Annotated in this window: 28 protein-coding genes; 7 read left to right on the forward strand and 21 right to left on the reverse strand. The window is 68.1% G+C overall.

Annotated features, from left to right (window positions below):
* Nucleotides 1-74 precede the first annotated feature (74 nt).
* The 3 genes from LG3211_RS00270 (at nucleotide 75) to LG3211_RS00275 (ending at nucleotide 3309) form a co-directional block, all read left to right on the forward strand.
* Complete coding sequence (locus LG3211_RS00270) at nucleotides 75-1433, forward strand: alpha/beta hydrolase family protein (protein ID WP_057941087.1); 1359 nt, start codon at nucleotides 75-77, stop codon at nucleotides 1431-1433.
* A gap of 153 nt (nucleotides 1434-1586) precedes the next feature.
* A complete protein-coding gene (locus LG3211_RS25270; RefSeq protein ID WP_148648676.1) occupies nucleotides 1587-1805 on the forward strand; it encodes a hypothetical protein in 219 nt (72 codons plus the stop codon).
* Between the two features lie 118 nt (nucleotides 1806-1923).
* Entirely contained in the window at nucleotides 1924-3309 is a 1386-nt protein-coding gene (locus tag LG3211_RS00275; RefSeq protein ID WP_057941088.1) for an FAD/NAD(P)-binding protein, read from the forward strand.
* Nucleotides 3310-3345: 36 nt separating this feature from the next.
* Here LG3211_RS00275 and LG3211_RS00280 read toward each other — a convergent pair whose 3' ends face one another.
* From LG3211_RS00280 to LG3211_RS00300, 5 genes are all read right to left on the reverse strand, one after another.
* Nucleotides 3346-5295: a carboxypeptidase-like regulatory domain-containing protein gene (locus tag LG3211_RS00280; RefSeq protein WP_057941089.1), complete on the reverse strand. Its 1950-nt coding sequence runs from the start codon at nucleotides 5293-5295 to the stop codon at nucleotides 3346-3348.
* Nucleotides 5296-5377: 82 nt separating this feature from the next.
* A complete protein-coding gene (locus LG3211_RS00285) occupies nucleotides 5378-6181 on the reverse strand; it encodes a COG1470 family protein (RefSeq protein ID WP_057941090.1) in 804 nt (267 codons plus the stop codon).
* Nucleotides 6181-6651, reverse strand: a complete 471-nt coding sequence (locus tag LG3211_RS00290) for a hypothetical protein (protein WP_057941091.1) — start codon at nucleotides 6649-6651, stop codon at nucleotides 6181-6183. The genes LG3211_RS00285 and LG3211_RS00290 overlap by 1 nt, the downstream gene beginning before the upstream one ends.
* Nucleotides 6651-7274 (reverse strand): hypothetical protein, encoded by a 624-nt coding sequence (locus LG3211_RS00295; RefSeq protein ID WP_057941092.1) that lies wholly within the window; start codon nucleotides 7272-7274, stop codon nucleotides 6651-6653. Before LG3211_RS00295 ends, LG3211_RS00290 begins: the two co-directional genes overlap by 1 nt.
* A gap of 68 nt (nucleotides 7275-7342) precedes the next feature.
* A complete protein-coding gene (locus LG3211_RS00300; protein ID WP_057941093.1) occupies nucleotides 7343-7969 on the reverse strand; it encodes a hypothetical protein in 627 nt (208 codons plus the stop codon).
* 506 nt (nucleotides 7970-8475) lie between these two features.
* Here LG3211_RS00300 and LG3211_RS00305 point away from each other — a divergent pair.
* Complete coding sequence (locus LG3211_RS00305; protein WP_057941094.1) at nucleotides 8476-8994, forward strand: DUF6622 family protein; 519 nt, start codon at nucleotides 8476-8478, stop codon at nucleotides 8992-8994.
* A 169-nt stretch (nucleotides 8995-9163) separates the two neighbouring features.
* Here LG3211_RS00305 and LG3211_RS00310 read toward each other — a convergent pair whose 3' ends face one another.
* Together LG3211_RS00310 and phhA are read right to left on the reverse strand one after the other, a co-directional pair.
* The gene (locus LG3211_RS00310; protein WP_057945161.1) at nucleotides 9164-9772 is read right to left on the reverse strand and encodes a DUF4291 family protein; all 609 of its coding nucleotides are present in this window, start codon (nucleotides 9770-9772) and stop codon (nucleotides 9164-9166) included.
* A 106-nt stretch (nucleotides 9773-9878) separates the two neighbouring features.
* Entirely contained in the window at nucleotides 9879-10772 is an 894-nt protein-coding gene (phhA, locus tag LG3211_RS00315; RefSeq protein WP_057941095.1) for a phenylalanine 4-monooxygenase, read from the reverse strand.
* 135 nt (nucleotides 10773-10907) lie between these two features.
* Here phhA and LG3211_RS00320 point away from each other — a divergent pair, with 135 nt between their 5' ends.
* Nucleotides 10908-11384, forward strand: coding sequence for an Lrp/AsnC family transcriptional regulator (locus LG3211_RS00320; RefSeq protein WP_057941096.1), 477 nt, complete (start codon nucleotides 10908-10910; stop codon nucleotides 11382-11384).
* Here LG3211_RS00320 and LG3211_RS00325 read toward each other — a convergent pair.
* The 9 genes from LG3211_RS00325 to LG3211_RS00365 form a co-directional block, all read right to left on the reverse strand.
* Nucleotides 11356-11958, reverse strand: a complete 603-nt coding sequence (locus LG3211_RS00325) for a cytochrome c oxidase assembly factor Coa1 family protein (protein WP_057941097.1) — start codon at nucleotides 11956-11958, stop codon at nucleotides 11356-11358. The genes LG3211_RS00320 and LG3211_RS00325 overlap by 29 nt on opposite strands.
* An 83-nt stretch (nucleotides 11959-12041) precedes the next feature.
* The gene (locus LG3211_RS00330; protein WP_057945162.1) at nucleotides 12042-12749 is read right to left on the reverse strand and encodes an aspartate/glutamate racemase family protein; all 708 of its coding nucleotides are present in this window, start codon (nucleotides 12747-12749) and stop codon (nucleotides 12042-12044) included.
* Nucleotides 12750-12905: 156 nt separating this feature from the next.
* On the reverse strand, nucleotides 12906-14576 hold the full coding sequence (locus LG3211_RS00335) for a M28 family peptidase (RefSeq protein ID WP_057941098.1): 1671 nt from the start codon (nucleotides 14574-14576) through the stop codon (nucleotides 12906-12908).
* A gap of 491 nt (nucleotides 14577-15067) precedes the next feature.
* On the reverse strand, nucleotides 15068-15682 hold the full coding sequence (locus LG3211_RS00340; protein ID WP_057941099.1) for a hypothetical protein: 615 nt from the start codon (nucleotides 15680-15682) through the stop codon (nucleotides 15068-15070).
* Nucleotides 15682-16293: a hypothetical protein gene (locus LG3211_RS00345; RefSeq protein WP_057941100.1), complete on the reverse strand. Its 612-nt coding sequence runs from the start codon at nucleotides 16291-16293 to the stop codon at nucleotides 15682-15684. Before LG3211_RS00345 ends, LG3211_RS00340 begins: the two co-directional genes overlap by 1 nt.
* A 22-nt stretch (nucleotides 16294-16315) precedes the next feature.
* Nucleotides 16316-17086: a transporter gene (locus tag LG3211_RS00350; protein WP_057941101.1), complete on the reverse strand. Its 771-nt coding sequence runs from the start codon at nucleotides 17084-17086 to the stop codon at nucleotides 16316-16318.
* Nucleotides 17083-17454, reverse strand: a complete 372-nt coding sequence (locus LG3211_RS26925) for a hypothetical protein (protein ID WP_057941102.1) — start codon at nucleotides 17452-17454, stop codon at nucleotides 17083-17085. The genes LG3211_RS00350 and LG3211_RS26925 overlap by 4 nt, the downstream gene beginning before the upstream one ends.
* 146 nt (nucleotides 17455-17600) lie before the next feature.
* Entirely contained in the window at nucleotides 17601-18074 is a 474-nt protein-coding gene (locus tag LG3211_RS00360) for a hypothetical protein (protein ID WP_148648677.1), read from the reverse strand.
* Nucleotides 18075-18151: 77 nt separating this feature from the next.
* Nucleotides 18152-18928 carry a rhomboid family intramembrane serine protease gene (locus LG3211_RS00365; RefSeq protein ID WP_425479988.1) on the reverse strand — a complete coding sequence of 259 codons (777 nt, stop codon included), beginning with the start codon at nucleotides 18926-18928 and terminating at the stop codon, nucleotides 18152-18154.
* 132 nt (nucleotides 18929-19060) lie between these two features.
* Here LG3211_RS00365 and LG3211_RS00370 point away from each other — a divergent pair, with 132 nt between their 5' ends.
* Complete coding sequence (locus LG3211_RS00370; protein WP_057941105.1) at nucleotides 19061-20230, forward strand: class I SAM-dependent rRNA methyltransferase; 1170 nt, start codon at nucleotides 19061-19063, stop codon at nucleotides 20228-20230.
* 185 nt (nucleotides 20231-20415) lie between these two features.
* Here LG3211_RS00370 and LG3211_RS00375 read toward each other — a convergent pair whose 3' ends face one another.
* The gene (locus tag LG3211_RS00375) at nucleotides 20416-20652 is read right to left on the reverse strand and encodes a hypothetical protein (protein WP_057941106.1); all 237 of its coding nucleotides are present in this window, start codon (nucleotides 20650-20652) and stop codon (nucleotides 20416-20418) included.
* A 108-nt stretch (nucleotides 20653-20760) separates the two neighbouring features.
* Entirely contained in the window at nucleotides 20761-21084 is a 324-nt protein-coding gene (locus LG3211_RS00380; protein ID WP_057941107.1) for a hypothetical protein, read from the reverse strand.
* 524 nt (nucleotides 21085-21608) lie between these two features.
* On the opposite strand from LG3211_RS00380, the gene LG3211_RS00385 reads away from it, so the two are divergent.
* Nucleotides 21609-23180, forward strand: coding sequence for a DNA recombination protein RmuC (locus LG3211_RS00385; protein WP_057941108.1), 1572 nt, complete (start codon nucleotides 21609-21611; stop codon nucleotides 23178-23180).
* 22 nt (nucleotides 23181-23202) lie between these two features.
* Here the strand turns inward: LG3211_RS00385 and LG3211_RS00390 are convergent, their stop codons facing one another.
* From LG3211_RS00390 to LG3211_RS00400, 3 genes are all read right to left on the reverse strand, one after another.
* Nucleotides 23203-23568 (reverse strand): hypothetical protein, encoded by a 366-nt coding sequence (locus LG3211_RS00390; RefSeq protein WP_057941109.1) that lies wholly within the window; start codon nucleotides 23566-23568, stop codon nucleotides 23203-23205.
* A gap of 25 nt (nucleotides 23569-23593) precedes the next feature.
* Complete coding sequence (locus LG3211_RS00395; protein ID WP_235112611.1) at nucleotides 23594-24757, reverse strand: MlaA family lipoprotein; 1164 nt, start codon at nucleotides 24755-24757, stop codon at nucleotides 23594-23596.
* A gap of 194 nt (nucleotides 24758-24951) precedes the next feature.
* The gene (locus tag LG3211_RS00400; protein WP_057941110.1) at nucleotides 24952-25233 is read right to left on the reverse strand and encodes an STAS domain-containing protein; all 282 of its coding nucleotides are present in this window, start codon (nucleotides 25231-25233) and stop codon (nucleotides 24952-24954) included.

A 25233-nucleotide genomic window follows, 5' to 3' on the forward strand; every position in this document is an offset into this window, starting at 1 on the left:
CGCGCCGCGCGCGGATGCAACCGTCGCGGCGCTGCTCGCATCACAAGCCATGAACTTCCTCCACGGCCTTGCTGATGAATACTTCCGTCTTGCGCACCACCGCTTTGTTGACTGCGTTGCTGGCCAGCGCCGCCGCTGTCGCCGCCGAACCGGCCGCCGCCGCCAAAGCGCCCGACGCGCGCTGCCATGCCGGGGCCTATCGTCTCGACGACGACAGCGTGGTCTCGGTGGGCACCATAGACAAACCCGAGCAGCTGCGCTGGCGCCTGATCGACGGCCGCACCGGCAAGCTGACGCCGAAGGACGGCGCCTGGGTCAGCACCCGCGGCTGGAGCGATCGGTCCGACGGCGTGCGGGTGTCGTTCGGCGCCTGCGACGAAGGCCGCATCCAGTACGAAGGGCACGCCGGCAAGAAGATCAAGTTCGACATCGTCGATACCAAGTTCGAAGGCAAGGGCGTGAGCCTGCGCGGCCGGCTGGTGCTGCCGCAGGGTTCGGGCCCGGTGCCGGTGATCGTGATGGTGCACGGCTCGGAGAATTACTCCGGCGTCGACAGCTATTACCAGCAGCATCTGTTCCCGGCCGAAGGCGTGGGCGTGTTCGTCTACGACAAGCGCGGCACCGGCGGATCGAGCGGCAAGTACTCGCAGAACTTCCACGACCTGTCCGACGACGCCTCGGCGGCGCTGCGCGAAGCGCAACGCCTGGGCGGTGCGCGCATCGGCCGCATCGGCTTCCATGGCGGCAGCCAGGGCGGTTGGGTCGCGCCGCTGGCGGCGAGCAAGACGCCGCAGGCGCAGTTCGTGTTCGTCGGTTTCGGCCTGGCCGACAGCGTGCTGGCCGAGGATCGCGATCAAGTCGTGCTGGACCTGCGCGCGGCCGGCTTCGGCGATGCGCAGACCTTGCGCAAGGCGCGCGAGGTCAGCGACGTGACCGGCCTGATCGCGTCCACCAACGGCAAGCGCGGTTGGGAAGCGCTCGACGCGCTGCGCGAGAAATACCAGGGCGAGCCGTGGTGGAAGTCGCTCAAGGGCGAGTACAGCGGCCTGATCGCCCTGCACACGCGCGAGGAATCGATGGCGGAGATGGCGAAGTACGATTACGAAGTCAGCTGGGACTACGACCCGATGCCGGTGCTCAAGACCTTGAACACGCCGCAGCTGTGGGTGCTGGGCGGCGACGACGTCGAGGCGCCGCCGCAGGAGACCCAGAAGCGTTTGATCGCGCTGGGCCAGGCCGGCCGGCCGATCACCAGCGTGGTGTTCCCGCAGGCCGATCACGGCATCCTGGAATTCGAGAAGGACGCCAAGGGCGAGCGCCAGCACACGCGCACCGCCGACGGGTATGTGCGCATGCAGTTGGATTGGGTGAAGGACGGGACCTTGAAGCATTGGCCGTATGGGACGGCGAAGCGGTTGGCGGGGCCGAAGTAAGGGCTCGAACGCGAAGCGCTAGCCAGGGGTACTCGCTCGCGAGAGTACCTGCGTAACGTCCTCTCCCGATTGCGAAAAACCCGATTACTCCCTCTCCCGCTTGCCACCCAAGGTGACTTCCTTCGGGGCGCGGGAGAGGGCTGGGGTGAGGGGATGAGCGCCGAAGGCGTGAATGCTTTTGCTGTTGTCTGGCAAGCAAAAGCAAAAGCAAAAAGCGCCCTCACCCTAACCCTCTCCCGCGCCCCGAAGGAAGTCACCTTGGGTGGCAAGCGGGAGAGGGAGAGGGAATCGCTGGACCCTTCACATCGGTGGGTCGCGGATGCGGCGCAGCGCACCGTCTTGCAATTCCGCGACACCCGTAATTCCCGTTAGTCATGACGAAGTTCCGCATCGTTCGCGCCGCTTTACGAAGCGGTAACCCGCGCTTTACACGCACCGCGGCGCGATCCTCTAGAACGTGGGCTCCCCATCGCGTCGCAGGAGCCGCGTCATGCGTATCACGATCGTCGGAGCAGGGTTCAGCGGCAGTGCGCTGGCCAGCGAGTTGGCACGCCAGGCCGGGCCGGGCGTGGAGTTGTGTCTGGTCGGCCAGACGGAAAGTTACGGCCGCGGCGTGGCCTACGGCGAGGCGCGGCCGGAGCATCTGCTCAACGTGCGCGCCAGCGATCTGGGCGCGACGCCCGATCGCCCCGGCGGTTTCGCCGACTGGCTCAACCTCACCGACCGCGCCCGCGGCAGTTACCTGCCACGCCTGCTCTACGGCGAATACCTGCACGCGCAATTGCAGACCGCCGTCGCCGGCAGCACCGCCGGTTTCAGCCAGATCCGTCATGAAGCCATCGCGGTCGAACGCGCGTCGGCGGGCTTTCGCGTGCATCTGGCCGACGGCAGCGATTTCGTCAGCGACCGCGTCGTGCTCGCGCTCGGCGCGTTGCCGCCGCAGCCCTTGCCCGGCGTCGGCCCACGCCTGGCGATCCATCCCAGCTACCTGGGATGGCCGTGGCAGGATGGCGCCATCGACGCGATCGCGCCCGATGCGCGGCTGTTGATCGTCGGCACCGGCCTGACCATGGCCGACGTGGTGGTGACCTTGCAGCGGCGCGGTCATCGCGGACAAATCGTCGCGCTGTCGCGCCACGGCCTGTTGCCGCGTGCGCACGGCGAGCAACCGCCGGAAGCGATCGCCCTGCCGCCGGCGGTGCTGCACGCGCTCGACCGCCATGCGCCGCGCGAACTGCTGCGCGCGCTGCGCACGCTGACGCCGGTGATCGCCGACTGGCGCAGTCTGGTCGATGCCTTGCGCCTGCACCTGCAGAAGTTCTGGCAGGGCATTCCCACGCCGCAGCGGGCGAGTTTCCTGCGCCATCTGCGCTCGTACTGGGAGATCGCGCGCCATCGCATCGCGCCGCAATTGCACGATGAGCTGCAGGCCTTGCGCGAAAGCGGGCAGCTGCAGATCCGCGCCGGCCGCCTGTTGCGCGCGCGGCGCGGCGACGACGCGGTCGAAGCGCTGATCCGCGAACGCGGCGGCCAGCGCCTGCACACCGAGCGTTTCGACGTGTTGATCCGCGCCACCGGCCTGGATACCGATGTCGAACGCAGCACCCATCCGTTGATCGCGCATCTGCGCGAGTCGGGGCTGGTCGCGGCCGATCCGCTCGGCCTGGGGCTGCGCAGTTCGGCGCAGTTCGAAGTGCTCGATCACAAGGGCGTGGCGGTGCGCGGCCTGTATGCGATCGGGCCGCTGCTGCGCGCGCAGTTGTGGGAGATCACCGCGGTGCCGGAGCTGCGCGTGGCGGCGCGCGATCTGGCCGGGCGGTTGCTGTCGAATTCGGCGGCGTCGCGGCAGGCGGCCGAGCGCGTGGCGATCGCTTAGCTCGGCGCCGCGAACCAGGACAGGCGAAGCCGCGCCTCAGCGCGGCCGCGTCGCGCCGATATCGATGCGGCGGGTATCGCGAACGTTCACCGTCACCGGCAGCGCGCCGTCGGCCACCGACCATGGCAGCGGCAGGTTGTCGGCGATCACCTGCAACCGATGCGAGCCGACCGACACCCGCGCGAACGCGAACTGGCCGTTGCTGTCGGTGCGCACCGAATAGCGCCCGTCCAGCACCACGGTCACGTTGACCGCGGCCAGCTCTGAAGCGGCGCGCACGCCGTCGCCGTTGTCGTCGAGGAAGATCGAGCCGGCGACCTCGCCGGTCGCCGCGCCCGGCGCGCCGCCGATCACCGCCAGCGGCCGGCCGGCCTGATAGTCGTAACGCAGGCTCAGGAAGCCCGAGCGTTCGCGCGGCAGCGACTGGAACGGCGAATCCACCGCCAGCGGATCCAGCGCGAACGGCGAGCGTTGCGAGCCGCGGCTTTGATACAGCGACGCGCTCAAGCCCCAGCCCGGGGCGATGCGCCAGTTCAGGCCCAGATTCAGATCGACGCCGCGCAGCGCCGACGGGCCGTCGCCGCGGGTCCAGCGCGCGTTGCCGTCCAGCGACCAGCGCTGGCCCAGTTCGATGCCGCCGTACAGCGACACGCTGGCGGTGCGCGTCGGGTTTTGATCGGGATAGCTCAATTCGCCGTAGCCCAGCGACACCGACAGGCGCCGGCCTTCGCGCAGCGGCAGGGCCTGATCGACGCTGGCCTGCCAGCTGCGGCCGATGCCGCGGCCGCCGTCGGCCTGATCGAGTTGCAGCCGGGTCAGGCCCCAGTCGCTGCGCCGGTCGAGGAAGCCCTGCAGCGAATAACTATCGCGGCCGTCGACATGGCGCAGGCTGGCGCTGGCGCCGTAACCGAGCGAACTGCTGGCTTGATAGCGGGCGAAGCCGGTCGCGTACTGGCCGTCGAAACCGTGGCCGCTGATCGAGTGGATGTCATCGACGCCGGCGTTCCAGATCCAGCGGCCGTATTGATAGGCGATGCGGTAGTAGCCGCCGCGCACGTCCTGGTTGATCGGCAACGCGCCCCAGACCAGGCCCGGATCGAGCGAGAACAGGCCGTAGTTGTGGCGATAGCGGCCGCGCCGGGAACTGGCGTCGATCCAGCCGCCGGTGGCGTCGCCGCGATCGCCGCGCGCATCAATACCGCCAGAACTACGGCTGTTGAGCAGATTGATCTGCATCGAATCGCGCGCCGAGCTCCAGGTCGCGGCCCAGTGCGCAGCCTGCGATGAACCGGCGGCGAGCGCGGCTTCGCCGAGCGAGTCGGGCACGATCCGGCCGTCGGTGCTCAGCAACGCCGCCGATGCGGTCCAGCCCGGCGCCGGCCGCCATTGCGCGCCGACCGCGCCGACCTGGCCGTCGGCGATATCGAAGCCGGTCACGCGGGTGCCGTTGTAGATGCCGGCGCGGCCGAACGCGGCGTACGCGCTCAGGCCGTCGGCATCGCGATTCCATTGCGTGCTCAGACCGGCCAGCGCCACCGTCGGCAGGAAGAACCGGTACTGATTGCGCTGCAGATCCAGCGACGGCGTATTGACCACGCCCAGGCCGTTGTCGAGCCGCCAGCCGCCGTCGAGGAACAGGCCGCGTTGCCACAGCGTGGCCGCGCCGCCCCAACCGCCGCCGTCGCCGTAACGCGCGCGGTCGCTGTGGAAGGCCGCCGCGTCCAGCGACCAGCTGCCCCAGTCCGCGGTTTCCCAGTAACCGCCGGCCGACAGGCCTTGTTCGCCGTAGCCTTCATCGCCGCGTTCGGTGCGGGCCAGATCGAGCTGCACGCGCAGCGAACGCGGCAGGCCGCTGGCGTCGGCGACTTCGTCGGAATCCGGCGGCAGCGGCGCCAGCGCTTGCGCGGCAATGATGCGGTCGCGGTATTCGCCCTCGGCCGATGCGGTCGCGCCCACGGCCTCGCCGGCGAGCGCTGGTGCGCTCACGCACCCGCACACGATCGCGACGGCGAGGCAGGCGGCGAGCCTGCTTCGCACCGGGGCGCGAGGTGGACTCAACGGCGCGCGCTCACGGGCTTAGCCGGGCGTCGAGTTCGAGCCGCTGCTTGCCCCAGTCCAGCGCGCCCTTGAGCTGCAGCGGATAGGCGATGACCGGCGGCGCCGAGGCGGTGTCGTCGGCTTGCGGCGTCAGCGCGATGGTGCGGGTTTCGCCCGGCATCAGCGGCAGGCTGCTGGGCAGGAAGCTGAGCTTGCGGCCGTTGGCGTCGGTGCCATCGACCAGGCCTTCCAGGCGGCTGTGCGCGTTGCCGTCGTTGCGCACGCGCAGCACCGGCAGCTTGTGGCCTTCCACTTGCGCTACGCCAGTGTCGAGCAGGTGCAGTCGCGCGGCGGCCTCGCCGACGCCCAGGTAGACGATGATGCCGATCCGGCCCGATACCGGCAGCGCGAGCGCGCCGCCGACGTTCTCCGGATCGCCTTCGAGCAGGATCGCGAAGCGGCATTCGCCGACCGGCGCATCGGCCGGCACCGCGACTTCGAAGCGATAGCGGCGCTTGCCGTTGGCGGCGACGTGGATATCGGCCGCTTCCAGCCCGACCCACGGCCGGCAACTGCCCGGCGCCAGCGCGGTGTCGAACACCGCCGAGCCCTGCGCGTCCAGATGCCAGTCGGCGGTCTTGAGGGTGTAGTGCGCGGCGGCGCCGGAGACGTTGGAGATCTCCACCACGTTGCGATAGACCGTGCCGGGTTTGACCTGATCTTCGAAGCGCGGCGGCGAGACCAGGGCGGAGAAGCCCTGCGCGCCCGCGCCCGCCGAGGCCAGAGCGCCGGCCGCCAGCAGCAGGCCGGCGATATCGAGACGGAACTTGCGCATCACGGATCGTCCAAGTCGATTTCGAAAGAGAAGTTGAGCGCCTCGGCGCGCACCAGGCGCTGGCCGTCGGCTTGCAGGGTGAGGCGCAAGGTGTCTTCCAGCGCGCTGTCAGAAATCAGCCCGCTGTAGACCAGCGTGCGTTCGCCGGCGCGCAAGCTGCCGGGCAACAGCCGGCCCTGGGTGCTCCAGGTCGCGCTGAGCGGACCCGACGGCGAGGCCGGCAGGGTCATGTAGATGCGGCCGACGCGGCCGCGCCAGGCGGCCACGTTCAAGCGCAGCGCGACGTTGAGCGCGCCGGTCACGCCCGAGCGCGCGGCGCCGCCGGGGAGCGGTGAATCCCAGCGCATCTGCACGCTGTTGTTCGATACCTGGGTGCCGCTGTCGTCGACGCGATAGGTCGCCGCCGGCAGCATCGCCGGCGCGGCCAGCAGCGCGGCGGCGGCGACGGCGATGTGCAGGGACCGGCGCATCACGGCGCGCTCAGGGTGTAGGTCACCCGGCCGGTGTAGACGCCGGCGGCGACCAGCGCATCGTTGGAATAACTGAAGGTATGGCAGCTCTCGCGCCAGCTGTTGACCGGGAAACTGGCCAGGACCTGGGTGCCGCCGGTGAACTGTCCGGCCGCGATCGGCTGCGCGCCGGTGTCGTTGTTGCCGCTGCTGGTCCACTTGATCTGCGAAAACGCGATCGCCTCGCCCTGGGCGTTGGTCAGGCCGGTCGGCGCGGTCGCGCTCAAGGTCGCGGTGCCGTTGACGCCGGGCAGGCGGTAGAAGCCGCCGACGTAGATCTGCGCGGGCACGTTGCAGAACGCGAAGCCGTCGTAGTTGCTGTTGGCCTGGGTGGCGTTGGTGGTCATGACCTGGTCGGCGCCGTTGCCCAGGACCGCGGCCGGCACCGTCACCGACACCACGTTGAGCGCGCCGCCCGAGCCGGGCGTGCCGCCGCTGCGGTAGTTGCCGGTGAACACGCCGTTGCCGACGCGCAGATACACCGCGCGGGTGCCGGGCAGGATGGTCGCGGTGAACGCGCCGGCCGCCTGCGACCATGCGCAGGCGAGCAGCAGCAGCGCCCCGCCGCGGGAACGTGCGGTCATGGCGGACCTCGGAAAGAGAAGCGCCGCCGCCGGATCGGCGGCGGTGCATGACGCGCGTGCGCTGCCGCTTACGGCATCGACGCGGTGTAGGTGACGCGGCTGTTGTTGGTGTTGGTGCCGCCGTAGACGCCCGGCGCGACCACGTTGCCGTTGAGGTAGGCGAAGGTCCAGCGCGCGTCGCGGTTGATGACCTTGCCGGTGGCCGGGGTCAGGTTGACCGTGGTGGTCGCGCCGTCGGCCAGGGCCGGATGCGGCAGCGCCACCGGCGAGTTCAGAGCGGTGACCGTGGTGCCGATCTGGCTGTAGGAAATCGTGTCGCCCGCCGCGCCGTTGCTGAGCGCGCCCAGGGTGGTCGAGGTGAAGGTGATGTTGCCGTTGTTGCCCAGCACCTTGGCGGTGACCGCGCCGTTGCCCAGGTCGCCGGAGCCGGCGGTGGCGGCGATGGCGCTGCCGTCGCCGACATTGGCCGCCGGCACGGCGAAGGCGATCTGGTTGACCGCGGCGTTGGTGATGGCGTCCGCGCCGGTGCCCACGCGCAGGAACAGGATCTTCGGAATCGTGATCTGGAAGTCCAGGCGGGCGCTGGCGGTAATCGGCGTGCCGGCGCCGGTGGTGAACTGCGATTCGGCTTGGGCGATCAAGGGCAGGCTGGCCAGCAGCGTAATGGCCAGGAGGGCTTTCGGGAGCTTGCGCATGGTGGATTGGAATCCGAAGAGGGCTGCCGGGGAATCCGGAGCTCCGGCCTGATGAAGCACAATCCATGCCAAAAATGTGAATTCAATCGCATTGTCATTTGTTAGCAGGACGTTATGCGTAACCTATAAATGTGACGATTGCCGCGAAGTGGGGCTCAGGTGCCGGGCCTGTCGGGATTCGCCGTTTTTGGTCAGGCGCGCGCGGCGGATGTGACGCGGTTGGACTAGCGGCGCGGCCGCGGATCCCGCGGGAGCCCGATTCAGGTGCCGATGCGGCTACTCCACGGCGCGATTCGGACAAGGCGTGGCGGCGGCGGATGCGGCGATGACTTCCGGCAGGTCGGATCGATGACCGCCGGGACTGCGACGCGGACGCGCGCCGGCCGAGCATGAGCGCCACACCACAGCGGGCCCTCCGGCGACATCGGGACGGCCGCGACGGCTTCGGACCAAACCGTCGCCGCGCCCGCCCTGCGGTGTGCCCTTCCCATCCGCCGAGGTCCGTCATGCCGCTGTCCGCCCTGTTCTCGCAAACGCCCCTGTGGGTGTTCGCCCTGCTCGCCTTGCTGGTCTGGCTGGGCATCAAGCGCCTGCAGGCGCGCACCACGCCGCTGACGCGGGTGTGGATGGTGCCGGCGGTGTTCATCGTCTGGGGCGTGTCCGGCCTGTTCGCGCGCAGCGGCGCGCCGATCGACATCGCCGCGCACTGGTTCGCCGGCGCGGTGCTTGGTGGCGCGCTGGGCGCCTGGTCGCTGTCGCCGGCATCGCTGCGGTTCGATCACCGCAACCGCCTGGTGCACCAGCCCGGCAGCGTGCTGCCGTTGCTGCGCAATCTGGCGATCTTCCTCGGCCACTACGTGCTGCAGGTGATCGCCGCGACCCAGCCGCACCTGCGCGACAGCGCGATGGGCTGGGACGTGTACGTGTCGGGCTTGAGTGCCGGCTATTTCATCGGCTGGTCGATCCGCTTCGTGCTCGGCCAGCGGCGCGCGCCGCAGACGGATCTGCTTGCGAGTGCGGCTTGATCGGAGCGCTGGCAAGCGGTCGAAGCGATAGAGATCCGGTTTGATCTAGCGGAAAGCGTCGGGGCTGAAGCCTCTCCCACAACAGATTGCGTCTCTGCGAAGTCTTTTGTGGGAGGGGCTTCAGCCCCGATGCTCTTCGCTCAGATCGCTGCGATCCAGACGAAGAAACTCAAACCTTGGTATTCGCCGTGTACGGCCGTTCCACTGGCAACAACGTCCTGGCCTCATCCAACTGCCCCGCCTCGATCAGCGCATGCAGCCGGTGCGCCAGCGGCGTGATGTCTTCGATCCGCTGCACCCATCGATCGGCATACAGCGGCACCGCGGCGCCGCTCAAGCCGATCTGGATCGCGCGATGGTCCAGCGGATGGAAATGCAGGTCGCGCTCGGGGTCCCATTGGATGCGTACCGGCGTGGCGTCTTTGTGGCGCTTCCATTCCTCGGCGCTCATCGCCGGATCGGGATGCGACGGGCAGCTGTGCGCCAGCGCCCACTCGAAACCCTCGCGGGACAGATCGATCGCGAGAATCCGCTGCTGGTTGTCGTCTTTGTAGCCCCAGCCCGCGCGATACATCATCCACAGGAAGGACGGCTTGATCCAGGTCATGCGCGAGCGCGAGAACGGCTCGACGAAGCGGCCGTTCTTCAACGCCGCGTCGGCGATGAGGTGGTTATAGGCCTGGTAAACGCGGATCGTGGTGTCGTCGTAGACGGCACGGATCTGGCGGTAGGGGACGGCGCTCGCGCCCTGCGCGAGGCCTGCGTGATCCGCACCCATGTGCGGGGTCTTGCTCTGATTGTCATTGGTCATTGCGCGGCAGTGTAACCCGGCGGCAAGCGACTCAAGGAGCGGCTTGCGCAGCTCCTTGCGTCCGCAACGGGATTCAGACGTCGCCGTCGAGCAACCAGCCCTCGCCGGTGCCGCGGGTGTAGACCGTGTCGGTCGCCAGCACGTCGCCGGCCGGGATCGAATCCTGCTTCGCCAGGCGCTGGTAGATCGGGGTGAAATCCGGCTCGGTCGCGCGCATCAGCTGTTCGAAGCTGTCGATGACGAAGTAGGTCTTCTGGTAGGTGTCGATGCGGTAGCGCGTGCGCATCAGCCGCTCCAGGTCGAAGCCGATGCGGTTGGGCGCGTCCGATTCCAGGCTGTAGATCGACTCGCTCTTGGACGAGACGATGCCGCTGCCGTAGATGCGCAGCCCGTCGGCCTGCTTGATCAGGCCGAACTCGACCGTGTACCAGTACAGGCGCGTGAGATGCACCAGCGCATCGGGATCGATACCGTGCGCCTTCACGCCGCCGCGGCCGTAGGCCTGCATGTAGTCGGCGAACACCGGATTCATCAGCAGCGGCACGTGGCCGAACAGGTCGTGGAACAGATCCGGCTCGGACAGGTAATCGATCTGCTCGGGCTTGCGGATCCACCACGTCACCGGGAAGCGGCGATTGGCCAGATGGTCGAAGAAAGTCAGCTCCGGCAGCAGGCCTTCCACGCCGATCAGCTCCCAGCCGGTGTGCGCGCGCAGCACGCGGTTGAGGTCGTCGAACTTGGGAATCCGGTCCGGCGTCATCCGCATCGCGCGCTGAGCGGCGATGAACTCGTCGCTGGCGCGGCCGACCAGCACCTGCTGCTGGCGTTCGAACAACTGCGCCCACACCGCGTGGTCGCTGGTCGAATACGACGCCCACGGCTGCTCGATCACGGCGGTCGTATAGACCGGCACGTAGCCCTTGTCGGTGAGCTGATGTTCGACGCGCTGCGGGGTGGCGGTGTTCATGCCGGGTCGCTCCTGACCACGAGGGAGGTGATCACACGACTTTAATCGCGATTTGGCGCAATTAGCTTGCGTTGTTGCGTGTTTATGCCGTCTTAGCGCAAGATTGTTGCGTCATTAACCTGTAAGGCGCTGAAAATGGCCACCATCGAACTGGACCGCACCGACATCGTCGTGTTGGCCGAATTGCAGCGCGACGGCCGCCTCACCAACGCCGAATTGGCCGAGCGCGTGCATCTGTCGGCCTCGGCCTGCCTGCGCCGGGTGCAGCGGCTGGAACGCGAGGGGGTGATCTCCGGCTACCGCGCCGAAGTGGACGCCGCGCGCCTGGGCCTGGGCCTGCAGGCGTTCGTGCGGGTGCGCCTGGGCCGCCACGACAGCGAGGCGGTCGGCGCCTTCGCCGAGTTCGTCGAAACCTGGGACGAGGTGGTCGCCTGCTACGCCCTGACCGGCGACATGGACTATCTGCTGCAGATCGTGGTGCGCGACCTGGAGCACCTGTCGCGCTTCCTGCTCGACCGCCTGCTCAATCAGGCCGGCGGCGCCGACATCAATTCCAGCCTGGTGCTGCGCACGGTCAAGGCCTTCAAGGGCTTGCCGCTGCCGTCGCGCTGACCTCGGCGTCGGCGCGCGGCGCGGGCTCTTCCTCGGAATCGGGCTGCTCGGAGTCGGGCTCGGAGTCGGGCTCGACATCGGAGTCCGGGTTCGACTCCGATTGCGGCGAGGTGTCCGGCGTCGGCGCCGCTCCGGCCGGCGCGGAGCCGCCGTTGCCGAGCAGATCGATGCGCTGGTCGCTGCCGTCGATGGCGACTTCGATCAGCGAATACGACCAGCGCCCGACGGCGCGATCGGCCTTGAGGTAGAGCCGGCCCTTGCCGAGTGGACCGGTGAGCGGCAGCGACAGATCGGCGTGGCCGTCGTCGTTGCTGGTGTGCATGCTGCCCTGGATCATCATCCCGACTTCCAGCGGCTTGCCCAATGCCGCGACCACGGCCGGATTGGCCTGCGCCAGGGTCACGCTGTGGCGCACCGGTTCGGAGGACGCGAACAGCCCGGACGCGCCCTTGATGCCGAGCCCGATCAGGCCGACCAGCGCCAGCGCGGCCAGCAACAGCACGGTCAGGCAACCGGTGGGGACGAACCATTTCCAGTTACGGCCAAACCAGCCGGGATTCGGGCGGTCGTTCATCGCGGACTCCGTTGCGCGTTCGATGGCCGCAGTTTGGCGGCAGCGCGGCTGCAACACCACCGCCGCGGCGGCGGGAGCGGCGACTACGGCGCCGGCGCTTCGCCGAGGCTGGCCAGCGCCGCCGCGCGCGCATGCAGCGCGGTGGTGTCGAACAAGGCCACGTCTACGTCCTGCGGGCCGATCAACAGGCCGATCTCGGTGCAGCCCAGGATCACGCCCTGCGCGCCGCGTGCGACCAAGCCGGCGATGATGCGCCGATACTCCTCGCGCGACGGCGGCAGGATCTTGCCCAGGCATAACTCGTCGTAGATCACCCGATGCACGATCTCGCGATCCTCGGCCGGCGGCACCAGCACCTCCAGGCCGTGGCGTTCGATCAGGCGCTGGCGGTAGAACTCCTGTTCCATGGTGAAGCGCGTGCCGAGCAGGCCGATCTTGCCCAGCCCGGCGGCGCGGATCGCCGCGCCGGTGGGATCGGCGATGTGCAGCAACGGCAGGCCCGAAGCCGCTTCGACCTGCGCGGCCACCTTGTGCATGGTGTTGGTGCAGATCAGCAGCAACTGCGCGCCGCCGTCGCGCAGCGAACACGCGGCGCGGCCGAGCAGTGCGCCGGCCGCGTCCCAGTCGCCGGCATGCTGCAGGCGTTCGACCTCGGCGAAGTCCACGCTGTACAGCAGCAGCCGCGCCGAATGCAGGCCGCCGAGACGATCGCGCACGGTCTCGTTGATCATGCGGTAGTACGGCACGGTCGATTCCCAGCTCATGCCGCCGAGCAGACCGAGGGTTTTCATCGTGGTTGCGCTCATGCCACGAGTATAGCCACGCCCACCCGACGTCCATGGCGCGTGATTTTGTGGGAGGGGTTTCAGCTCTTGTGAGAGGGGCTTGCGCCCCGATGCTTTCCGCTCAGATCGCCAGACCCCACATCGCCCCGGCCGATTCGAACTTCACGGTTTCGCCGCCTTACCGGCCCCGCCAAACCGCTCGCCAAAAAAATCCCCCGCATTCCACCGAGGCCGCTGCGCCGCATCGGCGATACGCTGACCGATGCGCGCATTGAGCCGCGCCAGCCGCGCCGCGTCCGCATACTGGATCGGTTGCGACGCATCGTCGCTGGGCTCGTGATAGTGATCGCGCAAAAAATCCTTGAGCTGCCGGTCCGCGCCCTCGTCGCCCTTGATTCCGCCGAGCAGAAACACCGCCGGCACGCCGGTGCGGATGAAGGCGTACTGATCGCTGCGGATGAAAATGCTCTCCTGTGGCAACGGATCGGGCGACAGCTCCACGCCGATGTCGGCCGCGGCCTGCAGCAGCAGCGGCTGCAGGCTGGAATGCTCCACGCCGATCGGAATCACGTCGCGGGTCGGCACCAGCATCACCGGCATATCCACGTTGATATTGGCGACCAGCGACTCGCGCGGCACCGTCGGCCGCTGCGCGAACCACTCCGCGCCGAGCAGGTTCTTTTCTTCGCCGGTCAGCGCGACGAACAGCAGCGAACGCCGCGGCGGCGTCGCCGACTGCGCCAGCTGCTGCGCCGACTCCAGCATTACCGCCACGCCCAGGGCGTTGTCGAGCGCGCCGTTGTAGATCCCGTCGCCGCCGACCGGCGCGCCGATGCCCAGGTGATCCAGGTGCGCGGTGAACACCACGTGCTCGCGTCCCAGCGCGGCGTCGGCGCCGGGCAGGCGCGCGACCACGTTGCGCGATTGCGCCGGCTCGATCCGGTTGTGCGCAGACAAACTCAGCGTGCCGGGCAGATCGAAGCCGCGCAGCTTGCCTTCGCGGGTGTCGCGGAACAGCGCAGCGGCGCTGTGGTCGCCGACATCGAGCAGCGCGCCGGCGCGGGCCGCGCCGACGCGCGCGACCACCGCCAACTGCGGAAACGTATCGATGGCGCCGCCGTCGGTATCGCGCAGACGCATGCCCGGCCAATTCCAGTTACGCACCTCGTGCGCCCAGGGCTCGGATTTTTCTTCGTCTTCGGTATCCACGATCACCGCGCCGACCGCGCCGCGTTCGACCAGCGCGCGCATCTTTTCGCGGTGCGAGCTGTAGAACGCGCGCCGGTCGATATCGAAGCGCGCCGGCGCGCCGTTGAACAGCACCGCGATCTTGCCGCGCAGGTCGATGCCGGCGAAGTCGTCCTGGTCCAGATCCGGCGCGTACACCGCCTGGCCGACGAACGCCGCGGGCGCGGCGACCTGCGCCTGGGCCCGGTCGAAATTGAGCTGCGGGAGGAAATCGTCGCGAAAGCGCAGCGCGACCGTGCCGGTCGCGCGCTCGATGCTCAGGCTGCCGCCGTTGTCGAGGCGCTGCGCGCGCAGCAACGGCACCTGCTGGAAATAGCTGCCGTTATCGCCGGCCGGCCGCAGGCCGATCGCGCGGAAGCGGGCGGCGACGTACAACGCGGCCAGATCGAACCCGCGCGTGCCGGTCTCGCGGCCTTCCAGCAGATCGTCGGCGAGAAAGCGCAGGTCCGATTCGATCCGGCGCGCGTCGGCGCCGGCGCGTTCGTCGTAGCCGCCGGCCGGTGGAGGCGCCGGTTCGGGTTTGCACGCGGACAGCATCGACAGGGCGCAGACGGCGGACAGCAATACGGGCATCGAACGGCGCATGGAGTTCTCGCGGCGGTGGCGACGACAGCGGCTTGCGGCGGTCGACCTCGATCGGCGCGGCGCCGATCGGCGTAAACGGCCTGGGTTGCGCATCGGACTTCGCGCCGTGTTATCGGCTGGGCGGCGATGACCGGCGACGCGATGGTTGATGCGAGGCCGACGCTAGCACCGGCGCCTGGCGCCGCCAAGTGACGGCGGCGGCGCGACGCGACCGACTGCATGGGCGCCGCGTGAGGGCGATGCGGGAGCGGCCAGCGCCGGCGTTTGTTCGAGTGATTGTTGGAGCCGTTGTATTCGCTTGATGGGCGAAGGGGCGTTGAGGGATGGTATTGATCGATTGAGCCCGACAAGCGAACCGGCGCAGTTGCCATTGTTGTTGCTGTTGCTGTTGCTGTTGCCGTTGCTGTGGCTGAGCGCCGCTCTCCGGGTGTCCCCGGTCTCGCGAGTTACAAGCCGCGCCCAGCAGCGGCAACGCGCCGCGGCGAACGACGCTACGGCCGCAGCTCACCCACGTAATCGGCGATGAATACGCCCGCCATCGTGATCAGAGTCAGCAACCACAACGCCGCACCCAGCATCAGCCACAAATAATTGGCCGGCGTCAGCAGCTGATTGGATTCGCCCTGCGGATCGGCGCAAGCCGCGTTAGCGGCGAGCTGGATCTTCAGCAGCGCCCATCCCAACGGCAGCAGTATCAGCACGTCGAAAAGATCGATGGCGGACGCCGCGACCCGGCTTTGCGCGGCCAGATCGACAACCAGGCCGACGACCTGCGCGATTACATAAACCGTCGCCGGAAACGCCGGCTTCCACGCGAAAACGCGTGCGGACGCGCGCAGCGACGCATCGATCCGCTTGGTCAGGGAATGGGTGTAGAACACCGCGAACAGCGTGCGCGTCACCGGCGACAGCGCGACCGAGTGCGCGCGACGGTACCGCGCCCAGTGCATGTAGAACCAATACAGCTGATACAGGCCGAAGGTGCCGAAGTACAACAGGCAGAACTTGCGCGGCGACACCACGAAAAATTCGTTCGTGCGGCCGACCGGCCCTGCGATCGGAGTGACGTCGCTGATCGGCGGGGCGTAGAGATTGCGATCGTCCATCAGGGTTCTTCGAGGTATTGCTCGGGCAGGAACGACATCGCCACGCCGAGGAATATCACCAGCCACAGCAGCGCGCCCAGCACCAGCCAGATGTAGTTGGCCGCGGTCAGGCGGCGATTGGATTCGCCGCCCGGATCGCCGCAGGCGGTGTTGGCGGCGCGTTGGAACATCAGCAGCGCCCAACCGGTGGGGACGATCATCAGCAAGGTGGCGACGGTGGCGATCGGCTCAGCCGCGACCGGCCAGGGAATGCGGTCGGCCAGATTGCTGATCAACTGCGCCACCACATACACCGTCGCCGCCGTCGTCGGGGCCCAGGCAAAGCGCCGCCCGGAGGCGCGCAGCGATTCGTCGATGTGTCCGGCCAGGGCGTGGGCGAAGAACAGGGAGAAGATCGCCCGCGGCACCGGCCACAGGCTGAGCTGATGCACGCGGCGATAGCGCGCCCAGTGCACGTAGAACCAATACAGCTGGTACAGCGAGAAGGTACTGATGAACAGCAGGCAGAACTTGCGCGCCGAGACGATATAGAACTCGTCGCTGCGTCCGGCCGGTCCTTGCGTATCGACCACTTGGCTGGCCGGTGCTGCGTAGAGATTGCGATCGTCCATGGTCGTCTCCGTGGTGGGCTGATCAATCGAAGTAGAAGGCCACGCCCACGCCGCCTTGCAGGTCGGGGCTGTCGCGGTCCAGGCCGGCGTCGAGCGAGACGTCGAGCTGGATTGCTGGTGTCGCCATGAAGGTCAGGCCGACGCCGGCGACCGTGGTGGTGGGCTGGTGGTCGGTGTGCGACCAGCCGGCTTCGATGTAAGCCGCGACGCGGTCGTTGACCGCGTAGCTCAGGCTCGGCGACCAGCTCCAGGTGTCGGCGCCGTCGCTGCGATCCAGATTGAAGTACAGCGCGCCGGACACCGCGTCGCTGAAGTCGTAGCCCAGGGTGGTGCCGAGCGAATACTGGGTGGCGCCGTTGCTGAATTCGCGATCGCCGCTAGCCGCGGTGACGCTGCCGAGCACGGCCCAGGAAAACTTGTCGTGCGAGGACGGCAGCGCGATCTTCAGCGCCACGCCGGTATCGCCCGCGCCATGGCGCGAACGGCGGCCGTCGCCGTCGCGTTCGCGCAGGTAGTTGAACGGCGAGGTCGCCAGTTGCAGCTCGACGTGGTCGCTCAGCCCCAGGCGCAGATTGGTGTTGGCGCTGTAGGTGGTGCTGCGCGTGCCGCCGCTGTCGTCGCGCTCGAAATCCGGCAGCCCCTGTTCCCAGGCGAAGGCGCCCCTGGGCAGAGTGCCGGTGGCGAAGGCGATGCCGGGCCGGTCGAAGGAAGGCGCGTCGGCGGCGCGCGCCGCGTTGCCGGCGCTTGCCAGCGCGGCGCCGAGGATCAGCGCCGTGGCCGTGCGCGGGCTCAAGGCTGGGTCCACTTGCCGCGCTGCATCTGGCAGGCGCGTTGCAGGTTCGCCAGCTCCTCGGCCGAGCGCTTGTAGTAATGGATCTTGGCCTGCGCGCCCATCGGCGATTCGCACACGCCCTTGGCGCCGCTGGGGCAGGCCGGGACCAGCCGGGCGTTGGCCTGGCCGCCGAGTTCCTCCAGCCCCGGCACCTTGCCGTTGCACTGCTGCTTGAGCTGCTCGTCCGAAATCGGCTGCAAGGACTGGGTGCATTCGTTGATGACCATGCCGGCGACCTGGCCCTCGACATGGCAGGCGCTGGCGGCCTGCGCGAGCGGGGCGGCAGCGAACGACAACGCGAGCACGAGCGGTGCGGTCAGGTGGCGCATGGCGAAACTCCGGAGCGGACGTTGGACGGATCGCGCCGGGGAGACGGGGAATTCGCGTGGGTGCCGATCAAGGCGAGCGCGGCCCATCTCCCATGGACGCGGCGCCACTCTAGCGTGCGCGGCGGGGGCCGTGCAGCGATAGGGGTTCACCGTTGGGCATCGGATCGCAAGCGTACCGAAAGGGTGTGCAGGTATCTCGTGCCGCGTCGTTGTGGTGGCCGTTCCATGGGCCGCCAACCGCGATGGACATAGTTCTCGACGCGGACGTTCGCGAAATCCCAGATCTGCTGCCCGTCGCGATACTCGGTGTGGCTGGTCGGTCCCAGCGCCTTACGCAAGGCGTCGGCGCTTGCCCGGTAGCGGGGCTTGATCGCTCGCCAACAGGGTCGGCAACGGAAGAACTGGACTTCGCTCAGCCAGGGGTAGCTGACGAAGTTGAACCAGTAAGGCGCGGCATGACCGAACAAAGTGAAGCGCAATACCGTCAGGCCGTGCGCGCAGGCCTCGAATCGATCACGCGGAATAAGCTCGTACAGCTCGGTCTGAGTGATACGCCAGGGGATCGTTACCCCGTACTCGGGCACCGGAATACCGGTGCCTGGATCTTGTCTGGCGGACATCGTGCGGGGCTCGGATCGAGCCGGAATGCGGAGAGCTGGCGCAGTGTAACCCGTGCAGGGACGGCTCCACCGGCGGACTATTCTTCGTTGTTTCCGCGCCCCGGAAACCGCAACACCACCCCCGACTGCACATCCCTCGGCTCCGGCCGGTTCCACAGCACAGGCACGCGGCTCGGGCTGGGCGGTTCGAGTTCGTCGTTGACCGGCACCATCTGCGCGTCTTCTTCGTCTTCCCAGCTGTAGCGCTTGCGCGGCGGCAGCGGGTCGCTGAGCTTGAACACGAAGGCGCTGATCACGCCGGCCACGGCGCCGCCCAGGTGGGCCTGCCAGGACACGCCGACTTCGCGCGGCAACACGGTCAGCAGCATGCCGCCGTAGAGCAGGAAGGCGATGAAGGCCGCGGCGATGGAGGCGCGGTCGCGGCGCAGCAGGCCCAGCGACATCACCAGGAACATCAGGCCGTGGGTCACGCCGCTGGCGCCCAGGTGGTAGCTGCCGGGGTCGCCGAGCAGCCATGCGCCCAGGCCCGAACCCAGCCACATGATCGGCAGGGCGCGGATCGTCGCCTTCGGATAGACCGCGCCGGCCAGGGTGCCGAGCAGCAGCAGCGAGGTCGCGTTGGCGGCCAGGTGCTCGATCGAGCCGTGCAGCAACGGCGCGGTCAGCAGCCCGATCAGGCCTTCGGCCGACCAGGGCTGGACCGTGAAGGCGCGCACGTCGAAGCTGCCCTGGGCGCTGAACACCGCCACCAGCACCAGCACGAAGGCCAGGCTCAGGTTGAGGGCCCGGATCAGGCGCGCGCGGTCGGCTTTGCGCTGGGCCGGGGTGTCGGGGATCGGGGCGTCGGTGGGCAGGTGCATGTGAATCAGATTGGCACCGCCGCAAACCTTTACAAGCCGGTCCGGCTGGGCTTCTTTGTCCCGCGAACGGGACTGAGCACCCGGTCAAAGGCCGGGACCGGCGTCCGGCCCCGGTAGAATGCCCGGATGACTACCGAAATCCCCACCGTACGCCTCAAGAACGCCTGGAAATCCACCCACCCCTGGATCTTCCAGCGCCTGGTCGATAAGCCCGCCCAGCGGCCCAAGCCCGGAGCCATCGTCAACGTCGTCGGCGTGGACGGGCTGTGGATCGGCCGTGGCTTCTACAACGGCCATTCGCGCATCGCCCTGCGCATGCTGGAAAACGATCCCGACGTCGAAGTCGATGCCGACTGGTTCGCGCGCAAGATCGCCGCGGCGGTGTCGCTGCGCCGCGACGTGCTCAGGCTCGACGAGGTCAGCGACGCCTGGCGCGTGGTGCACAGCGAGGGCGACGGGATCAGCGGACTGGTGGTCGACCGTTACGGCGATCTGCTGGTGGTCGAGTACTTCAGCGCCGGCGCGTTCCGTCATCGCGAATGGATCTACGACGCGCTGCGCGCGCAATTCCCCGGCTGCCGTTTCTATGCCTTCGCCGACGAACACGTGCAGAAGCAGGAAAGCTTCGATTTCCGCGGCACCGAGCCGGTGCCGCCGTCGACGATCACCGAGTACGGGGTGAAGTTCCGCGCCGACCCGGCCGGCGCGCACAAGACCGGTTTCTTCGCCGACCAGCGCGAAAACCGCGAATGGCTGTCGCAGCAGGTGGCCGGCAAGCGCGTGCTGGACCTGTGCTGCAACACCGGCGGCTTCGGCGTCTACGCCAAGGTGCGCGGCGCCGAGGAAGTGATCGGCGTGGACATCGACGCCGACGTGCTCAACATCGCCAAGGGCAACGCCAAGCTCAACGGCGCCAACGTCAAGTTCGTCCAGGCGGACATCTTCCCCTACCTGCGCGACATGGGTAACGCCGGCGAGCAGTTCGACGTGGTGATTCTCGACCCGGCCAAGATGACCCGCGACCGCGAGCAAGTCATCGCGGCGCTGAAGAAATACCTGGACATGAACAAGCTGGCCTTGAGCGTGGTCAAGCCGGGCGGCTTGTTCGCCACGTTCTCGTGCACGGGCCTGGTCAGCGAAGACCAGTTCCTGGATATGCTGCGCCGCGCCGCGTTCTACGCCGGCCGCACCGTGCAGGTGCTGAAGGTGTCCGGCGCCGGCGCCGATCACCCGTGGCTGGCGCAGGTGCCGGAGTCGCGGTATTTGAAGGCGGTGTTTTGCCGGGTGTTGGATTGAGGTTGGCTCCCTCTCCGTGCTTGCGTGCCATTGGCTCGCGCGGCAGGCAAAGCCCCGACGCGTAGTAGCGCTCGGACCGGGGGGGCTGACGCCAACGGCGCGAATACTTCGGTTCTCCCGACTTTCGCGTGCCCTCACCCCAACCCTCTCCCGCTCGCGGGAGAGGGAGCAAGACGATCCGACGCTCAATCCGGCGCGCGAAACCCCGTCACATGCCGCGCCTTGTAGCTATCGGGCCGATACGACACTTCGCGCGCCAAGCCATCGAGAAATCCCGGCTCCCCGATCCGCGCGCGTTCGCCGGCATCGAGTTCGAGCGTGAGCTCGTACATGGCGATCGTGCCGCACAGCACCGACAAATAGCGGCGCTCGCCGTCGGCGTACAGCGTCCAGGCCCAATCGCATTGGTCGATGAGTTGCATTCGGTTTCTGCCGACCTCTTCAGCTGATCCACAACGGGACGTGGCCGACGACCATCCAACGACCGTGCTAGAGCGTGAGTAGTTGCAGTCCGCCGGCTTCAGTATTGCTCAGTCTTTCCACCACAGGATCGTCGGCGGATCCTCGGCCCGGGTCTGTTCCAGGCGATGCAGGGCTTCCACGTCCAGTCCCGGCAGATGCACGACCAGGGCGGTGGCGACTTCGCGATAACCGGGCCAGTCGGTGCGCAACTCCAGGCGCTCGCCGGCCGCGGTGCCGAGCTCGACGAACACCAGCTTGCGGTCGGCCGCGTCGATCGCGTAACCGTCGATGCCGTCGATGTCGTGCCAGCGGATGCCGTGCACGCGGCCGGCGCCGTCGTCGCGCCAGACGCCGCGCGGGTCGGCGAACAGCCGGGGATCTTGCGGGTCCATGGGTGCAGTCCTTGGCGCGCGACCGGCGAAGGCCGGGCGGTCGAGCGGCCAAGATTGGCACAGTGGCCGCGTTCGATCCTGTTCCGTATGGAACGCGGCGGGGGTGGTCTTATGGGCTTTTGCGACCGCGTCCGCAATTTTTCGGGCTGGGCGGGAACAGCGCCCGGGCGGCGGTCGAGACCGGGCTGGCGTGATCACGTGAAAGCGGGACGCACGGGTTCTGGGGGCGCGGCGTGACGCCCCGGCCTTCGCGTTCGTGGGGAGGACGGCAGGCGAGTGCACGGTCGCTGCATCCTTCAACACGCAGTCGCGGCCTTCGCATCGGCACTCGGTCGACACCGCCACATCTCGAACCACGAACCTCACCTTCGCCCGCACCGCTCCGGTTCGTCGCAGAGCCTGAGACTCCTCCGCCTAGACTGGACGCTTAGACTAGGCATGCGATCCGTGCCCGTCTTCAGAACGCCCTTGTCCGGCGTTCGGCCACGGAACGGCCTGTCCCCCGTACGTTCCACGAGCCTTCGATGTCCCCGACCGTTGCCCTGATCGCCATTTTGTCCGCGCTGTTGATCGGCGCCGCGCTCGCCTGGCTGCTCGCGCGCGCCGGCGCGGCGCGCGCACTGGAGGCCGCGCGCAACGAACTGGGCGCGCAGTTGAACGCGGCCAACGCCGAACGCGCGCAGTTGCTGGAGCGCAGCGCGCGCATTCCCGAACTGCAGAGCCGGCTCGACGAACTTGAAGCCGCGCGCAACCAGCTGCAGCGCGACAGCGGCATGCTGCGCGAAACCATCGGCCGCACCGGCGCGGAGCTCGACAAGGAACAGCAGGCGCTGCAACGCCTGCGCCTGGAGTTCGAACAGCTGGAGCGCGAGCGCGACGCGGCCGCGGCCGAACTGAGCCGGCGCACGGTCGATGTGGGCCGCCTCAACACCCAGCTCGACGCCGAACGCAGTCAGGCGCAGGAGAAGATCGCCCAGCTCAAGGACGTGCGCGACGAGTTGAGCAACCAGTTCAAGAACCTCGCCAACGAAATCCTGGAAGAGAAGAGCAAGCGCTTCACCGAGCAGAATCGCAGCCACCTGGGCCTGCTGCTCGATCCGCTGCAGCAAAAGCTCGCCGAGTTCCAGGCCAAGGTCGAGACCGTCTACGACAACGAAACCCGCGACCGCACCGCGCTCGGCGAACAGGTGCGGCAGTTGATGGCGCTCAATCAGTCGCTGAGCGAAGACGCGAAGAACCTCACCACCGCGCTCAAGGGGTCGAGCAAGGCGCAGGGTGCGTGGGGCGAGTTGATCCTGGAGCGTGTGCTGGAATCGGCCGGCCTGCGCAAGGGCGAGGAATACGACGTCCAGGAAAGCCATGGCACCGAAGACGGCGAGCGCCGCCCGGACGTCACCGTGCATCTGCCCGAAGACCGGCATCTGGTGATCGACTCCAAGGTCTCGCTGACCGCGTACGAAGAATTCACCAGCGCCGAGGACGACGACTTGCGCGCGCGCGCGCTCAAGCGCCATCTCGAATCGGTGCGCCAGCACATGCGCGGGCTGTCGGAGAAGCGTTATCAGGACTTGTACGGCCTGCGTTCGCTGGACTTCGTGCTGATGTTCGTGCCGGTCGAACCGGCCTTCATGCTGGCGGTGACGCACGACCGCAACCTGTTCATGGACGGCTGGCAACGCAACGTGCTGGTGGTGAGCCCGTCCACGCTGCTGTTCGTGCTGCGCACCGTCGCCCATTTGTGGCGGCAGGAAGCGCAGAACCGCAACGCGCAGGAAATCGCCAAGCGCGGCGCGCAGTTGTACGACCGCTTGTGTTCGTTCGTGGCCGATCTGGAAAAAGTCGGCGACCGCATCGGCCAGGCGAAAGACAGCTTCGACGCCGCCCGCGACAAACTCAGCCGCAACAAGGGCAGCGTGATCCGCCAGGCGGAGATGCTGCGCGACATGGGGGTGAAGCCGAACCGCGCGTTGCCGGCGAAGTTGGTGGAGTTGTCGGGGGATGACGACAGTGCCGTGGATATCGGCGAAGACGCACCGCAGCCGATCGAAGGAGCCGCAGGTTTACCCGATCCGCAGATAGATGAGTCGAAAGATTGAAGCCGAACAGACTCGTTCTATTTCATCGAGCCGAGCAACGCTGGCCCTGAGATACATAGCCCTTGGACTGGCCAAACGCATCGCTGAACTGGATCGAGTCGCGCACAACCGCCCCTGCGCAAATGAATAAGACCAGCGAAATCGGGGCCAGGTAACGCAGCTCCGTCAGCGTCGGTGCGAAAGACAGTACGCGCGGCGCAAGCAACAGTGCGACAGCGAAAATCTGCATGGCGCCCCCAAATGCGACCAGCGACCAATTCACCGCTGGACTGAATTCGCAGCGGGAATGGTAGAGCCAGCTGTCTATGGCGATGGCGGCCAGTACCAAAGCGAAAGGCCCCATCTTAAAGACGGGGCCTATCATTTTCCGGGCGATCGCATCGTTCATTGATGTCGCCAAACGTGCTGCGTAATCAACGCACGCCAGTACCATCCGTAGGCATTATCGGCATCGCATCGGCCGGGACGCTCGGGTTGCTGTCGTCCTGCAGATAGTCCGGCAACTGGGTGTCGCCGTTCTTTTCCATGCGGTCGCCGAAGATCTGGTAATCGCGGCGCTGCGTCCACGAATCGCGGACCAGGGCGTATTCGTCCTCGGCGCCGTCGCGCAGGCTGTCCAGCGGCAGCAACTGCGCGCGCACGTCCACCAGCTGCAAGCCCTGCAGCGGGATGCGGATGCGGTCGCGTTCGATCTGGCGCAGCGGGCTCAGCGGGGCGTCGCCGACCATGCCGAAGGTGTCGCGCACGGTGCGCGGACCGAAGAACGGCAGCTCGACGTAGCGCGAACGCTTCCAGCCCCACACGCCCAGGGTCTGGCCGAAGTCTTCGCTGCGGTTGGGCAGCTTGGCCGCGGTGGCCGGGTCGAAGATGCCGCCGATGCCCAGCGTGCTGTTGAGGGCGAAACGGCCCAGCGACTGCGCCGCCTGCTTGGGCTTGCCCTGCAGCAGCGCGTTGAGGATCGACACCGGCTGGCCGAGGTTGTTGAAGAAGTTGCTCACGCCCAGGCGGATCGGACGCGGCACCACCTTGGAGTAGGCGCGCGCCAGCGGCCGCGCCACGGCGCGATCCACCGCCATGTTGAAGCGGTGCATCTTGCGGTTGTACTTCTCCCACGGATCGTAGGCGCCGGGCACGTTGGCCGGCGCCGGCAGGGTGGGATCGGCGACCGGGTCGTAGGCCGACACGCCGTAGATGTCGTCGAAATCGCGTTCGGCGTCGGTGCGCGGGTCGCTCGGATCGGCCGAGGCGCCGGCCGGTGGCGCCTTCGACGGATCGATCTGGGCCAGGGCGTAGTCCAGCGACATCGGATCCAGGTCGATGCTGCGGCTCGCCAGCGCGTCGGCGGCAACGGCCGGTTCGACGGTCGCTTCGGCGGCGGCTTCGTTCGCGTTGGTCGTGTCCGGGCTCACCCCGGCCGCCGACAGCGCGATCGCCGAATCGGTCTGCACCGCGACCGTAGCGTCCGCTTGCGCGGGCATCGGTTGCGGATCGGCCGCGGCCTGGCCCGGCTGCGATTCGATCGCCGCCGGTTCAAGCGTCAGCGCCTCGGCGGCGGAGGATTCGGGCAGGGCAGCCACGGAGGCCGGCGCCGCGTCTTGCGCGAGAGCCGGAACGGAACGCAGCGCGGCCAAAGCCAGGGCCAGCGCTAAAGGGAGTGCGTGGGGGCGCATGGTTGCAGTCTAGTCTTCCAGGACAACGGTGGGGGCGGCCAGGCCTCGTCAGGAGGGCGTCGGCGACCGCAACAATGGGTTAATGCGACGCAGGTCGTGGGTCAGTGACCGAAACCGAGCGAGGCATCGAGCCGGTACGCCGCGCGCAACTCGGCCAGGCCGGCGGGTTCGCCGACCACGGCCACGTCGGGCGCCTGCGCGGCCAGTTCGGCCAGCAGCGCCAGCCCGGCGCTATCGACCGAGCTGACCTGGGTCAGGTCGAAACGGCGCGCGCCCGCGGCCAGCGCGCGCGCCTGCGGCCACAACGCGGCGGCCGCGGCACGGTCGAGGGGGCCGGCGAACACCAGCGCCTCGCCGTCCTTGCGAACGCTCGCCGCGCTCAT

It is taken from the genome of Lysobacter gummosus (assembly GCF_001442805.1).
Classification (GTDB): Bacteria; Pseudomonadota; Gammaproteobacteria; order Xanthomonadales; family Xanthomonadaceae; genus Lysobacter; species Lysobacter gummosus.